The organism is Anatilimnocola aquadivae, assembly GCF_049819085.1.
Taxonomy (GTDB): domain Bacteria; phylum Planctomycetota; class Planctomycetia; order Pirellulales; family Pirellulaceae; genus Anatilimnocola.
This window is the reverse complement of sequence record NZ_CP187419.1, coordinates 7,202,411-7,216,558: the sequence shown is the minus strand read 5'-3', so window position 1 is coordinate 7,216,558 and position 14,148 is coordinate 7,202,411. Positions and strand designations below refer to the sequence as shown.

Sequence of the window (14,148 nt, the reverse complement as noted above, 5' to 3'; positions counted from 1 at the left end):
GCCGTTACCGCTTCTTTGGATTGTCGCTTTCGTGGGTTTCGAACACCACGCGATAGACAATGCCTGCCACGGCGGCACCAGCCAGCGGCGCGAGCCAAAACAGCCATAGTTGGGCGAGTGCCCAACCTCCCACGAGCACGGCTGGGCCGGTCGACCGCGCGGGATTGACCGAGAGGTTCGTCACGGGAATTCCAATTAGGTGAATGAGCGTGAGTCCCAGGCCAATCGCGATGGGAGCAAAGCCGGCAGGGGCTCGCTTGTCGGTCGAACCCAGAATGATGAGCAAGAACATGAACGTCAGCACGAACTCAGCGACAAAGCACGCGAGTAGCGAATAACCACCGGGTGAATGCTCGGCATAGCCATTCGAGGCAAAGCCACCAGCCAGCGAGAACCCGGCTTTGCCCGAGGCGATGACGTACAGCACTCCGGCACCGGCAACTCCGCCCAGGACCTGGGAAATCACGTACGGACCGATCTCGCTCGCCGAGAAGCGACCTCCTGTTACCAGGCCCAGCGAAACCGCCGGGTTCAAGTGACAGCCCGAGATATGCCCAATCGCAAACGCCATGGTCAGCACCGTGAGCCCGAATGCCAGCGAGACTCCCAGCAGACCGATGCCCACATCAGGAAAGGCGGCCGCCAGCACCGCACTACCGCAACCACCAAAAACCAGCCAGAACGTGCCGATGAATTCGGCGGCGCAGCGTTTTCCCATGTCCATGGTCTCATCCTTCAATTAGCTGTAGGGCAGTAACAACAACTTCCATTACCGGCAACCATCGCCGTACAGCATGGGCGAATCACCGCCGCCGAGCAAGGCACTCTACAAAGAGAGTGTCGTTAACTCATCAGGCTAGTTGGGCAAAGCGCAGCAAAAAGCCCACGACAACCAGTGGGTGTCGCGGGCTTGATGGTTTTACGTCGCGGGACGCCAAGGCTACTTTGCTAATTAGGCGAAGAGGCCGCTGATGGGGGTGCCGTTGTCGACCAGCTTCATTGGGCGACGGAGCGGGGTCATCACTTCTTTGTTCGGGTCTATGCCCAGGGCATGGCAAACCGAAGCGTGGATGTCTTGCACCTTGACCGGGTTGTCTTGCGGATGGGCACCGTCGATGTCGGACGAGCCGATGACCGTGCCACCCTTGATGCCGCCACCGGCGATGAAGCAGCTGAACACCGAGGCCCAGTGATCGCGACCGGCATCCTTGTTGATGACCGGCGTACGACCGAATTCGCTGACCATCAGAATCAGCGTCTTCGAGAGCATGCCCGACTCGGCCAGGTCTTGCACCAGCGAGGCCATGCCCGCATCCATCACTTCGCCGTGATTGCGCATCGCGGGGAAGTTGTTGCTGTGGGTGTCGTAGCCACCGCGGTTGATCTGCACGAACCGCACACCCTTGTCGACAAGCCGCTTGGCGAGCAAGCAACCACGACCGAAAGCGTTGTCGCCGTACTTCTCGACGGTTTCTGGCTTCTCTTTGCTGAACTCGAACGCTTCGAGAGCCGGGCTGCGCATCAGCTTGACGGCTTCGTCGATGCTGGTCTTGGTCGAGGACAAGCGTTCGTCCTTATTGGCACCGGTGAAGCGATTGTTGAAGCGTTCGAGGGTTTCGAGCCGCTTGTTGCCGCGAACTTCGGCGATTCCTTCGGGGAAGGCCAGGTACGGATCCTTATCGCCCGGTTGCGGCACGAAGTAGGCTTCGCACTTTTGGCCCAGGTAGCCCGCGCGATGAGCTTGCCCGCTGATAGTGATAAACGCGGGCAAGTCGCCCAGGTTGGGCAGTTCGTGCGAGACCACCGAGCCGAGTCCGGGATAGATCAAGTTCGGGAACGGCAGATAGCTGGTAGCCACATGGTGCGAAGCGCGGCCGTGATCGCCTTGGGTGCCAGCGATCGAGCGGATCAACGAGCAGTGGTGCATCTGCTTCGCGAGTTGGGGGAAAATCTCCGAGATCTGCACGCCATTGGCGCTGGTGTTGATCGGCGCGAGCTCGCCGCCGGTCGGGCGACCTGGCTTGGGATCCCAGGTATCGATGTGCGACATGCCGCCGCCGTTCCAAAACAGAATCACGTGCTCGGCCTTGGCCGCGTGATCTTTGCCGGCAGCAGCCAGCAGGTTGGGAACGCTCATTCCGAGAATCGAAGCTCCGCTCGCAGCCAACATGCTGCGGCGTGACAGACGGTAGTCGAGGCAACCAGTCATACAAAAACTCCTTCGGTTCTGGGGAGCGAAAGTTTGAAGTTCGTAGTTTGAAGTTCGTAGTTTGAAGTTCGCAGTGATTCTTTTAAGGCAAAAAGCGGAACTCGTTGCAGTTGATCAGCACCCAACGCAGGTCAGCCATGCCTTCGAGCGGGTTGGCTGCGTCGGCGACGATCTGCTTGGCTTCCGTGATTTCATCGGCCGTGGGGCGGCGAGTCAAAATTTCGAGATAGGCCAGCTTGATACCGGCTTCGACATCGGGAGCCTTGCCGGTGAGAACCTTGTACATCGGTTCCAGGTCACCGACGCGGGCCGCTTCGTGCGAGAGCCGGCCGTTGAGCATCATCAGGGCCTGACGCATCGAGGCGGTATCTTCCCGCAGGTCGCCCAAGTCGCTACGGTTCGGCTGACCGAACACCTGCAAAAAGTGACCGTTGGGAGCGGGAGATTGCATCCGCAGCGAGGTGTTGTAGACCGGGTTGTCGTCGATCACGCGCTTGACGATCTTTTCTTCGTACTGCATGCGACCGCCCCGTTCCTGCTGCATCCGCATCGCTTCGATCTCTTCGCGCGACATGGCTTGCATCGTCTCGACTTCCACTTCGTCCTTGGCCGCCTCTTTCAGCACGGCACCAAAGTCGAGTTCGATGCCACTTTCCAGCGAATAGCCATTGGCAGCCATCGCCGACGGACTGGCCATGCCCGCCATCCCGGCCATTGCGTTGCCGCCACCCGCACCGGCCAGCGAACCAGCCTTGGCGATCTCGCCGGGCTTAACACCCTTAGGCACGCGCACTTTTTCGATGAGGGTCTTTTCGTTCTTGCCGGCCGAGTGCTTGGGCTCGAACAAGTGGCCGGCAGTAATCACGCTGTCGAACAGGGCTTCGGCAATCATGCGCCGCATGGGGGTGGCGAGCAGGTTGGTTTCCATTTCGCCGCGGGTCAGTTCGTCGGCATCACGCGGGGCATGCGCCCGTTGATAGGCATCGCTGGTGACTACCAGGCGAACGAGCGTTCGCAGGTCGTAATCGCTGGCCACGAACTCATCGGCCAGAAAGTCCATCGCGGCGGGATGAACCGGCGGGTTGTCTTCGCGGAAGTCATCGACTGGTTCGACAAAGCCCCGGCCAATCAGATTCTTCCAGACGCGGTTCACAAACGAACGGCTGAAGTAACGATTGCGAGGATCGGTCACGGAATCGGCCAGTTGCTCGCGGTATTCACTCTTGCGGTACAAGCTGCCTTGAATATCAATGCCGCGCAGATCCTTTTTGGTTTCTTTCGCGGTCCCCGTTTCGCCCAGCTTGCCGGCCGCGACCTGGTTGGCGTTCAGCGAAGATTCGGCGAGTAGGTCATCGATCGTGGGACCCTTCTTGGCAGCGGCGATGGCATCCGCCTTGGTCTTGCGCACCTTTTCGAGCCGGGCAATGTAGTCGGGTTTTTGAGCGAACGAGACGACCTGGAATGGGAAGCGAGGATTGAGCGGCTTCCGTTCCTTGGCAGCGACTTCCCCTTCCGGTGGCCAAAGAATGGCGGTCTGTTCCATTTCGGTCGAGTAGACAACATTCGTCAGCTGGCTTTCGTAGCGGCGAGTTTTGCCGAAGTAGGCAGCCATGTCGTAGAAGTCTTTGCGAGTCCAAACGTCAAACGGATGATCGTGGCATTGAGCACAGCCAATGCGAATGCCCATAAAGACTTGCGAAGTGATCGCGGCCATTGCCAGCGGATCGGCATTGTCGGAAAGGACGAAGCCCGCTTCGGGAATCTTGCCCGCTTTGCCGTTGATCGAGATCAGCCGGCGGGCCATTTCGTCGTAAGGCATGCCGGTTTCGACCGCTTGATGGACGTAGGCAATCAGGGCGTTGCCGCCGCTGGCCTGCGAACGCAGACGGAGCATATCGGCATAGAAGATTGTCCAGCGATCGGTGAACCGGCCATCTTTCAGCAGCTTGTCGACGAGAGCTTCGCGACGGCCTTGCACCGGCATGCTCGCGAACTCGCGCACTTCGGCTTCGGTGGGAATGCGGCCGATCAGGTCGACATAGACGCGGCGGAGAAACGTCGGGTCATCGACCAGAGGCTGCAGAGGCAACTTCAGCCCGGCCGACTTGTTGGTCTGAGCAATGAGTTCGTCGACTCGACCGGCAGCGGTCGCGGTGCGCGACAGGCCCCAAGAGAGGATGGCCGAGGAGAATACGAGCAATGAAAGGATCGATCGCAACGAAACGTGGTGAGAACCCGAACGCTTCACGTGTTGCTCCTTCGGTTCAATGCTGTTGAGCAGCAGAGCTAGTTCAGTGGCACAGGGGAGGTATCGTGCGGGGAGGTATCCGGAAAGGAAAACATCCCCACAGGCAGGTAGCGCGCGAACAAGTGTGCGGAAGGGGCACAGCTGACGCGATCATAATCATAAATAAAGGCTTATGTCAAACTTTTCTCGTCCAGATCGGGGGTAGCCATTTCGGGCAGTTCCGCTGGGCGAAGGTGAATGGCCCAGCCAGGGCGGAATGTTACGGCCCACCGCAGAAAATAGTGGCAATCGCTGATGGGTCGCAATCTGCACCCTACGCCCCCGGACTTGCGCCGACGGCTTTTGCGTTAGCTAGTAGGCCGGCAACAAGCGGTACTCCGCGCTGTTCCGGCAAGGTACCGGCTCGCTAGCGCAAAAGCCAATGAACCACCGCCACAGGGGCGGTGGCCTGTGATGAGCGAATCCGGTTTTAGGAGCGGGTAGAATATGGCGATGTTCGAACTTTTATCCTATTTACTAGCGCCGATTGCGGAGTTCTTTGCCTACCTATTTCAAGCCGATGACCGGCGAGAGGCTCGTCAAATCACCATCGGCTGCGGAATCATCGTGCTGGCAGCGATTGTCGTATTCGTCGTTTGGGTCAATTGGCAACGTGGCTGATGGAAATTGGGTAGGCCAGCAACAAGCGGTACTCCGGTGCTGTTTCGCCAAGTTTGCGGCCCGGTAGCGCAAAAGCCAATGAACCACCGCCGCAGGGGCGGTGGCGTGTGGGAGGATGGCTGGACGGCATCCCGCTCAACCGGGTGGTGTTCACAAACTGCCCCTAGTTTTTTATAAGGAAGGCGATAATTGTCTTAAAGGGCGCGAGTTTCCTCATAACAATTCGGTCGGTTTGTGAATGCGCATTTCCTGATCGGGGTCTGTTTTGGACTGCCAACCGGCGCGGGACGAGTTAGGAACTGCCGCTGTGCAGAACGACAGGCACCCAAGCGATGATTCGATTTGCGGTCTGGCTTTGGAACGGTGTTTGCTTTTAAGGGGTGGTTCGGTCGAGACCCTGTCATTCTCGACGCCCACCTCTTCTCTCATCTCATCCCACCCCTATGCCATTCCGATTCGACAAACTGACCATCAAAGCCCAAGAGGCGGTTTCTGGAGCCCAGAACCTGGCCGCCGAGAAGGGCAATCCAGAAATTGATTCGCTCCACTTGTTGAGCACGCTCCTTAGCGAGCGCGACGGGCTCGTGCGCCCGTTGCTGGAGAAAATCGGCGTCAACATCGCCCAGCTGACGAAACTGGTCGACGGCGAGCTCAATCGCCTGCCGAAGTCCTCGGGAGGTTCGCAGCCTAACCCAAACCGCGCGCTGGGGCAGATTTTGGAAGGAGCGGCCAAAGAGGCTCAGCAGATGCAGGACGAGTTCGTCTCGGTCGAGCATCTGCTGCTGTCGCTGACGAAGAATGACTCGACTGCCCGTAACTTGCTGCAAGTGAATGGCGTCCGCGATAAGGACGTGCTGAACGCACTAAAAGACGTGCGCGGCAGCGGTCGCGTGACCGACCAAAGCCCGGAGGACAAATTCCAGGCGCTGAAGAAATACGGCATCGACCTCGTCGAGAAGGCACAGGCGGGCAAGCTCGATCCGGTGATCGGCCGCGATAACGAAATCCGCCGCGTGATTCAGGTCCTCTCGCGCCGCAGCAAGAACAACCCCGTACTGATCGGCGAACCGGGCGTCGGCAAGACGGCCATTGCCGAAGGGCTCGCCCAGCGGATCGTGCAGGGCGATGTGCCGCAGAGCTTGAAGAATCGGCGCGTGATCGCGCTCGATCTGGGGCAACTCATTGCCGGGGCCAAGTTTCGCGGCGAGTTCGAAGAGCGGCTGAAAGCGGTCCTGCGCGAAGTACAAGAGAGCGCTGGCCAGGTGATTCTGTTTATCGATGAATTGCACACGGTCATCGGCGCGGGTGCGGCCGAAGGTGCTGCGGACGCGGCGAACCTGCTCAAGCCAGCGCTTTCGCGCGGCGAGCTGCGCTGTATCGGCGCCACGACCCTGGATGAGTATCGCAAGCACGTCGAAAAAGATGCGGCGCTGGAGCGGCGTTTTCAGCCCGTGTACATCGGCGAGCCGAGCGTCGAAGACACGATTGGCATTCTCCGCGGGCTCAAGCCCCGTTACGAAGCGCACCATGGTGTGAAGATCAAAGACAGTGCACTCGTTGCCGCGGCGAAGCTTTCGCAGCGTTACATCACCGAGCGATTCTTGCCGGACAAGGCCATCGACCTGATCGACGAAGCGGCCAGCAAACTGGCCATTGAACTCGACAGCGTGCCGACCGAAATCGACGAAGTGCAGCGACGCCAACGTCAGCTGGAAATGGCCCTGCGCCAACTGGGCGAAGAGAGCGAAGACGCGGCCATCGAGCAGCGCGAAGAAGTCGAAGCCGAGTTGACGGAAGTTAAACGCAAGCTCGCCAGTCTGCGCGAACAATGGGAAGCCGAAAAGCTGAGCGTGTCGGACGTGCAGAGCGTGCGCAAAGAGCTGGAGAAGGTCCAGCTGGAGTATTCGCAGCTGGAAACGACGATCAAAGAAAAACAGTCGGCGGGCATTGTTCCCAGCGAAAGCGATTTCCAAAAGCTGATGCAGTTGCATAAGCAGCGGGAAGTGCTGCGCAAGCAGGTTGAAGCCCAGGACGAACGTGTCGAAACTCAAGCCGCCGAAGCCGACAAATCCGGCAATAAGAAGTCGGACCGTCGCCTGCTGCGCCGCGAAGTGACCGAAGACGAAATCGCCGAAGTCGTCGCTGCCTGGACGGGCATTCCCGTCAGCCGCATGCTCGAAACGGAACGGGCCAAGTTGCTGGTGATGGAAGAGCGGCTGCATCAGCGGGTGATTGGCCAGCACGAAGCGGTCGTGGCCGTTTCGAACGCGGTGCGCCGCAGCCGCAGCGGTTTGCAGGATCCGAATCGACCGATTGGCTCGTTCATTTTCCTCGGGCCCACGGGTGTCGGCAAAACCGAACTTTGCAAAGCACTCGCCGAAGTGATGTTCGACGACGAAAACGCGCTCGTACGCGTCGACATGAGCGAATTCACCGAGAAGCACAACGTCAGTCGTTTGATCGGCGCTCCGCCGGGATACGTCGGCTACGAAGAGGGGGGCAAGCTGACCGAATCGGTTCGCCGCCGCCCGTATTGCGTGGTGCTGCTCGATGAAATCGAGAAGGCGCATCGCGACGTGTTCAACGTGCTGCTGCAAGTGCTTGACGACGGCCGCTTGACCGATGGTCAGGGGCAGACCGTCGACTTCACGAACACGATCATTGTGATGACGAGCAACATTGGCAGCCAACTGATTCAGGAGATCGCCCGCGAGCGCGGTACGGTCGAAGAGATGAAGGGGGCGGTGAAGGAAGCATTGCAAGCGAAGTTTGCACCGGAGTTTTTGAACCGCATCGACGAGACGATTGTCTTCCATCCGCTCACGCGGGAGGACCTGAGTCGGATTGTCGAGATTCAACTCGGTCGGCTGCGCGGCATGCTCGCCCAGCAAGAGATTGCGTTCGAGATTTCCGATGCGGCCAAAGAAGAACTGGCTCGCGAAGGCTTTGATCCGGTGTACGGAGCACGGCCGCTGAAGCGAGTGATTCAGCAGCGGTTGCAAAATCCGCTCGCCACGGAACTGCTCCGCGGTAGCATTCCCGAGAAGACCGGCGTGCGGATCGACTTCCGCAACGACGACTTTGTCGTGGAACCGGTGAAGTAGTTTTTGCTGTAGCCCGAAGCCGTGCTTCGGGCAGTCGGCGCGATCGATCCTCCACGCAATAATGCAGGCCCGAAGCACGGCTTCGGGCTACGAAGGGAGGGGCAATGGGAGGCAAGGTGCAATCGCGTCGCTAGCATTTTATCGCCATCGATCTGGCTCAATTGGGGTATGGACAAACTCGGGTCGTCGCTATGCTTCTCCGCCGATGGGCCAGCGTGAGCTCTCAATTTTGGGGAGATCGTGCTGGCTATGGCCACGCAAGGATTGCGACCATGAAGCTCAAAGAGCTGTTGTATTTAGTTGGCATTCGCCCGGCACCAAAAAAGTACGGGCATAAGGTCGTCGACTTTCAATTGCAGCAGGATGGGCTGGTGCAATATGCCCAGTGGTTGCACCCCGGCGAATCCGACAAGCAAATGACGCAGGCCGCGGTCCATGAACTGCGCAAGTACATTTCGCCCGGCGATGTGGCGATCGATATCGGTGCTCACTCGGGCGACACCACGATTCCGCTCGCGTTGGCCGCGGGGCCAAAGGGGTGCGTATTGGCGCTGGAGCCCAATCCGTATGTCTATCCGGTGCTGGAAAAGAACGCTCAGCTAAATCGGAGCAAGACGAACATTGTGCCACTAATGTTTGCTGCGGTGACCGAGCCTGGCGACGTTACGTTTGAGTATTCCGACGAGGGCTACTGCAACGGCGGCAAGCACGAAGGAATCAGCAAGTGGAAACATGCCCACGCCTTTAAGCTGACCGTGCGAGGCGAGAATCTGGAAGCTTACCTGGCGAAGCATCATCCGCAGTTGGTCTCGCGGATTCGCTTCATCAAGGTCGATGCCGAGGGTTACGACTACTACGTTCTTTCGTCGCTGAAGAATCTGCTGGTGAAGCAACAGCCTTACATCAAGGCGGAAGTCTTCAAGCACTTGTCGAACGAACAGCGAGTCAAGCTGTACGACTATCTCAGCGAGCTGGGCTATGAAGTTCGGCTCTTCGAAAGTGACGACAACTATCGGGGACAACCACTGGGACGAGACGAACTGATGTCTCGCCCGCACTACGATCTGTTCTGCGTACCCAAGCGACTGGCAGCGAAGCGCGCTGCGTAGGCCCTTGTGGGATAGGCTGGAAAATCAGGCCTTTCTGCCCAGCATGCGGTCCATGGCATCGGATGTGTGATAGACGATCGCTTCGGGCCAGTGAGGGAACGGATTGAAGTATTCGAAAGTGAGATAGCCGCGATAGCCGGTGTCTTCGAGGGCCGCGAGCACGGCTGGCCAGTTGGTGGTGCCATCGAGCAGCAGGCGGAAGGTGTTGAGATTGAACTCGTGCACCTTCTTGCTGGCCTCCTTGAGGTGAATGTTTTGGATGCGCTTGCCGAGTAGCGGAATCCAGTGCTCGGGAAAGTGATACTGCATGATATTGCCGGTATCAAAATGAACCTTCACCCACTTACTGTTAAAGCTATCGACAAACTGATTCATCTCCTGCGGGCTGTGCAAAAACCCGTTCATGAAGATGTTCTCGATGTTGATATACACCTGGTTCTTCTCGGCCAGCGGCAGCATCTGCTTCACACCGGCGATCGCACGTTCCATCGCTACATCGTGCGCGACTGGTGGCTCGTCGGGAATCCACGACGCATAGACCGAGCCTGGCACACACAGCAAGTTCTCGGTCCCTAGCAGCCTGGCCGCTTCGATCATCTTGAGGGCCAAGTCGACACCCTTCTTTCGCCGCTCGGGATCTTCGTGCGTAAAGGCATAGGGCCAGAACAGAAACGAACAGACGCCGCTGATCTCGATGCCGATCTTACGCGCTTGCTCACCAATCGCTTTGATCTGCGCCGGCGAAGCCTCGGGCGATAGATCACCCTCCAGGGCGTAGTTCACCTCAACGGCATCGAAGCCCGCGTCCTTGCACAACTGAAAGCACTCGACGAGCGACATCTTCTGTGGATAGGGCAAGGCCCACAGGTTGATCGACTTCTTCATGTCGTACCGCTTGGTCGGCTCCTTCGCGCTTTTGGCCGCCACGGGCTGCGCCTTGTCGTCGGCTAGCAAACCCTGGGCAGCTAGAAACGCCGAGCCAAACGCAGCGGAGTAACCGATCACTTCGCGCCGGCTGAGCGCGGACTTTGCGTGCTGAGATGGAGAACCAGACATCGATCAAACCCTCGAAGGAAAGGCGGCATTCGAAACCACGTCGCTGGCCATTGTCGCACTGCCCGCGCGGGAAGCAATTGCTTTGCTGGCACGCTCCGGCCAGTCATTTTTTCGCTCTTCTGCGAAATCACCAAGTTCGCTACCATCCCGCGAGCAGGCGCTGGGCCTTGCTAGCAGCAAACGATCGGCTAGCAGCCAACCCGCGCGGCAGGGACGCACGTTCGTAAACTTAACTTCGCAGCCGAGCACGGTCATGAGCAAACTCTCGACTCTCATTCGTTCGATCACTGGCGGAAGCTGGCCGAAGCTCCTCTCGCGGCCGCGGTTCGGCGAATGGAAAAAGCTGGGACACTCGGGCGACCGCCGCACCGATGGCGATGCCGTGCGAACCGCTGAAACACTGAAGATCGAGCACGTTTGGAACTCGCCCGAGTTTGCCAACCGCATCGATCACCTCTACCACTCGTTTCAACTCATTCCCGCAGCCGGGCACATCATCGAGTGCGGCGTGTTTCGCGGTAAGTCGATCAACTGGCTGGCCAAGTGGGCTGCCCTGCGCCAAGATCCCCGCGTCTTCGGCTTCGACTCGTTCGAAGGCCTGCCGCACGATTGGGTCGTTGGCAAAGATGGCCGCTCACGCGAAGCCGATTGCTTTGCCTTGCCCGCGCTGCCCGAAGTGATCGAGAACGTCCACCTGGTGCGAGGCTGGTTCGATGCCACCTTCGTGCCGTGGAAGCAAGCGAACCCTGGCCCGCTCGCGTTGCTGCATAACGACTCGGACCTGTACTCGTCGACCATTCTCACGCTGAAGACGTTCAACGACCGGATCGTTCCCGGCACCGTCATCGTCTTTGACGAACTATGCGATTGGCAAAAGTCGGGCGTGTACGACAACTGGGCGGAAGGCGAATGGAAAGCCCTGCTCGAGTGGATGGGCGAATTCAATCGCACCGTCCGCGTCATCTCGCGTCATGCCCAATTTGCCGCGACAATTCAAGTGGTGAGCTAAGTCGGGATGAAGCAAAATGCGAAGCGGAAGAGACTCTGCAGTTTGTCAGTCCAGGCAAGCTGCAAAAAATAGCGTTCGCTAGCACGATTGTCTCGCCAAGAAATGATGTTGATCGACGTGGCCAAACGGACGGGGCACGCCGATACATTCGTAATAGTCGTTACGGGTGATTTGGCCCCATCATTTCTCAAGTTCTGTCGCGAGCAAATTGCCATGAGCACACTGTCCAAGTTCTTGCGCGCTATTAGCGGTGGTCGGCTGCCGAATGCGATTCTCGGACCACGCTTTGGCGATTGGAAGCAACTCGGACACGCAGGCGAACGTCGCGCCAATCCCGATGCAGTCCACTCGGCCAAGACGCTGAAGATTGACCACTTCTGGCAAGCACCTGCGTTTGCCAACACGATCGATCAGCTTCATCACTCGTTTCAGTTGATCCCCAGTGCAGGACACATCGTCGAATGTGGCGTGTACAAAGGCCGCTCGCTGAACTGGCTCGCCAAGTGGGCGGCAAAGCGGACCGACGCGCGCGTCTTCGGCTTCGATTCGTTCGAGGGGTTGCCGCACGATTGGATTATGGGAAAGGATGGTCGCATCCTCAAAGCAGATCGCTTTCACGTTCCCTCGCTGCCGAAAGTCCTGCCAAACGTCTGTCTGGTCAAAGGCTGGTTCGACGCCACGCTCGTCCCCTGGCTGAAGCAGAATCCTGGTCCGATCGCCCTGCTGCACAACGACTCGGACCTGTACTCGTCGACCATCCTCACGCTCCGAGCTTTTAACGAGCGGCTGGTACCCGGTTCGGTGATCGTGTTCGACGAACTATGCGACTGGCAGAAGTCAGGCGTGTACGACAACTGGGAAGAAGGCGAGTGGAAGGCCCTGATCGAATGGATGGGCGACTTCAATCGCACCGTACGCGTCATCTCGCGAGATTCTCGCTACGCAGCTTCGGTGCAGGTGGTTAACTAGGTCGCTTACTGCGGCTGCTGAACTGGTTGTTCCAAAGCCAACTTGTAACTGGCCATTTCCTCGCCATTGCGGACGAGGAGTTGATCGCCAGCGACGACCGGATGGTTCCAGGTCTTTCCTTTCAGCGCCGCGAGCTTGCCAAGCTCCACGTGCTTTTGGGGATTGGCTTCGAGCAAGATCACCTCGCCCGCTTCGGAAACGACAACGAGCAAGCCTTGCTCGCTGAGAAGCAGTACCTGGCCGTGACCATAGCGGCCTTTCTTCCAGGCTCGCTTGCCGGTGCTCAGATCGAGGCACGTGAATAGACTGCCATCGAAACCATAGGCGAAACCTTCGTGCGTGACGAAGTCGTTGAAGTAAGGCTTCAGTTCCTTGCTGGTCCAGCCTTCGTCGATGTTCCACTCGTCACCCTGGGGTGTAATCGTAAGTAAGCGAGTGCCGTGCCCGTAGCCAGTACCGACGAGCAACTTGCCGTCTCCTAGCCAATGAGGCTGTACCACGCGCGCCATCCCTTGAATGGCCCACTCGTGATCCCAGAGTAGTTTGCCTGTTTCCGGATCAAACGACTCCAGTCCCTCATCACTGGCAATGAGCAACTGCTCGTGCTCGCCGACACGCTGCAGCTGCGTCGAGCAGTAGCTGAGCTTGCCCTTACCGGCCGACCATTTTCGCTCGCCGGTGGCAATGTCGTAGGCGATGACTTCAGAGCCATCGGGCCCGCCCGCGAAGACCGTGACAAGTCCATGGGCGACGAGTGGCGAACTGCTGAAACCCCACATCGGCAAGGTTGCCTTGGCATCTTCGGCGACGTTCTTCGACCACAGCAAATTGCCGGTCGCAGCATCCAGGCAATTCAAGATGCCGCTGCCACCGAAGGCGAAGAGCTTGCCTTCGTGGAAGGTGGGTGTGGCTCGCGGGCCCGCGCCGGCCACCACTTCCCAGAATCGCGATTTGTACGTGTGAACCCAGCGTTCCTCGCCGGTATCGCGATCGAGGCAGACGACTGCTTCCTCTTCACCGCGCTGATCTTGCGTGAAGAGATAGTCACCCACGACGCAAAACGTGCCCCAGCCCGGGCCGATGCGCTTGCGCCATTGCTCCTGGGGTGGATGATCTTTCCAGTTGGGATCGATACGGACGCCCGCGCGGCGACTGTCGCGATTGACGCCTCGAAATTCTGGCCAGTCGGCCGAGGTGGCAACGAGTTGCACAGGCGTTTCGGCAGCGGGCAGTGCTGGCTTCTGATCGGCGGCGGAAGTTCGCTCGGCCAGAAAGCGTTCTTCGGCCGAAGGGCTCCAGCGCCACTGAATGTCACCGACGAGATTGCCATCGACGCCATCGCAGCGCAACAGTGCGTAATAGCCCCAGGCTAGAGCGCAGATGGCCAGCAAGCCAAACCGCAAACCCCAGCCGGCAGCGCCGCGAGTAATGAGCAACCAGCCAATTGCCAGCGAGGCTGCGAGCGGCAAGGCAAACAACATCAGCGAGAGTGGCATCGAGCGATCGACAAATGGCACGATGGCAAGACCGGTGGCGATCAATGCCAGCGGTCCCCAAAGGCGATCGGCCCACGCGAGCCTACTGAGCCCAAGCCACCAGATGATGAGTGCCAAAGTGAGAACCAGCGGCGCATAAAAGAGCGTCATGAACTGGGCCATGGTGCCCGGAAAGAGGAACGTCGCAGCGCCCCGCGCGAGCCAATACAAAATGACGAGCACAATCGCCGGCATCAGCCAGGGGACTCGAGGCATTGCAGGTTCGCTGGCGGGACTCTTCGCAATTGC

10 protein-coding genes are annotated in these 14,148 nt (G+C 58.8%); 5 read left to right on the top strand and 5 right to left on the bottom strand.

Annotated features, from left to right (window positions below):
• Window positions 1–4: 4 nt before the first annotated feature.
• The 3 genes from aqpZ to NA78x_RS28535 all read right to left on the bottom strand — a co-directional run bounded on the left by aqpZ (window position 5) and on the right by NA78x_RS28535 (window position 4,457).
• Entirely contained in the window at window positions 5–724 is a 720-nt protein-coding gene (aqpZ, locus tag NA78x_RS28545) for an aquaporin Z (RefSeq protein WP_425615779.1), read from the bottom strand.
• A gap of 228 nt (window positions 725–952) precedes the next feature.
• Window positions 953–2,209: a DUF1501 domain-containing protein gene (locus tag NA78x_RS28540; RefSeq protein WP_425615778.1), complete on the bottom strand. Its 1,257-nt coding sequence runs from the start codon at window positions 2,207–2,209 to the stop codon at window positions 953–955.
• A gap of 82 nt (window positions 2,210–2,291) precedes the next feature.
• Complete coding sequence (locus NA78x_RS28535; protein WP_425615777.1) at window positions 2,292–4,457, bottom strand: DUF1553 domain-containing protein; 2,166 nt, start codon at window positions 4,455–4,457, stop codon at window positions 2,292–2,294.
• 492 nt (window positions 4,458–4,949) lie between these two features.
• Here NA78x_RS28535 and NA78x_RS28530 point away from each other — a divergent pair, with 492 nt between their 5' ends.
• From NA78x_RS28530 to NA78x_RS28520, 3 genes are all read left to right on the top strand, one after another.
• Complete coding sequence (locus NA78x_RS28530) at window positions 4,950–5,117, top strand: hypothetical protein (RefSeq protein WP_425615776.1); 168 nt, start codon at window positions 4,950–4,952, stop codon at window positions 5,115–5,117.
• A 443-nt stretch (window positions 5,118–5,560) separates the two neighbouring features.
• Window positions 5,561–8,221: an ATP-dependent chaperone ClpB gene (gene clpB, locus NA78x_RS28525; RefSeq protein ID WP_425615775.1), complete on the top strand. Its 2,661-nt coding sequence runs from the start codon at window positions 5,561–5,563 to the stop codon at window positions 8,219–8,221.
• A 272-nt stretch (window positions 8,222–8,493) separates the two neighbouring features.
• Window positions 8,494–9,330 carry an FkbM family methyltransferase gene (locus NA78x_RS28520; RefSeq protein ID WP_425615774.1) on the top strand — a complete coding sequence of 279 codons (837 nt, stop codon included), beginning with the start codon at window positions 8,494–8,496 and terminating at the stop codon, window positions 9,328–9,330.
• Window positions 9,331–9,354: 24 nt separating this feature from the next.
• Here the strand turns inward: NA78x_RS28520 and NA78x_RS28515 are convergent, their stop codons facing one another.
• On the bottom strand, window positions 9,355–10,386 hold the full coding sequence (locus tag NA78x_RS28515) for a sugar phosphate isomerase/epimerase family protein (protein ID WP_425615773.1): 1,032 nt from the start codon (window positions 10,384–10,386) through the stop codon (window positions 9,355–9,357).
• A gap of 253 nt (window positions 10,387–10,639) precedes the next feature.
• Between NA78x_RS28515 and NA78x_RS28510 the strand changes: the two genes are divergently transcribed.
• Both NA78x_RS28510 and NA78x_RS28505 read left to right on the top strand, forming a co-directional pair.
• Window positions 10,640–11,395 carry a TylF/MycF/NovP-related O-methyltransferase gene (locus tag NA78x_RS28510; RefSeq protein WP_425615772.1) on the top strand — a complete coding sequence of 252 codons (756 nt, stop codon included), beginning with the start codon at window positions 10,640–10,642 and terminating at the stop codon, window positions 11,393–11,395.
• Between the two features lie 213 nt (window positions 11,396–11,608).
• Complete coding sequence (locus NA78x_RS28505) at window positions 11,609–12,364, top strand: class I SAM-dependent methyltransferase (protein ID WP_425615771.1); 756 nt, start codon at window positions 11,609–11,611, stop codon at window positions 12,362–12,364.
• A 5-nt stretch (window positions 12,365–12,369) separates the two neighbouring features.
• Here NA78x_RS28505 and NA78x_RS28500 read toward each other — a convergent pair whose 3' ends face one another.
• Window positions 12,370–14,115, bottom strand: coding sequence for a PQQ-binding-like beta-propeller repeat protein (locus tag NA78x_RS28500; RefSeq protein ID WP_425615770.1), 1,746 nt, complete (start codon window positions 14,113–14,115; stop codon window positions 12,370–12,372).
• Window positions 14,116–14,148 lie beyond the last annotated feature (33 nt).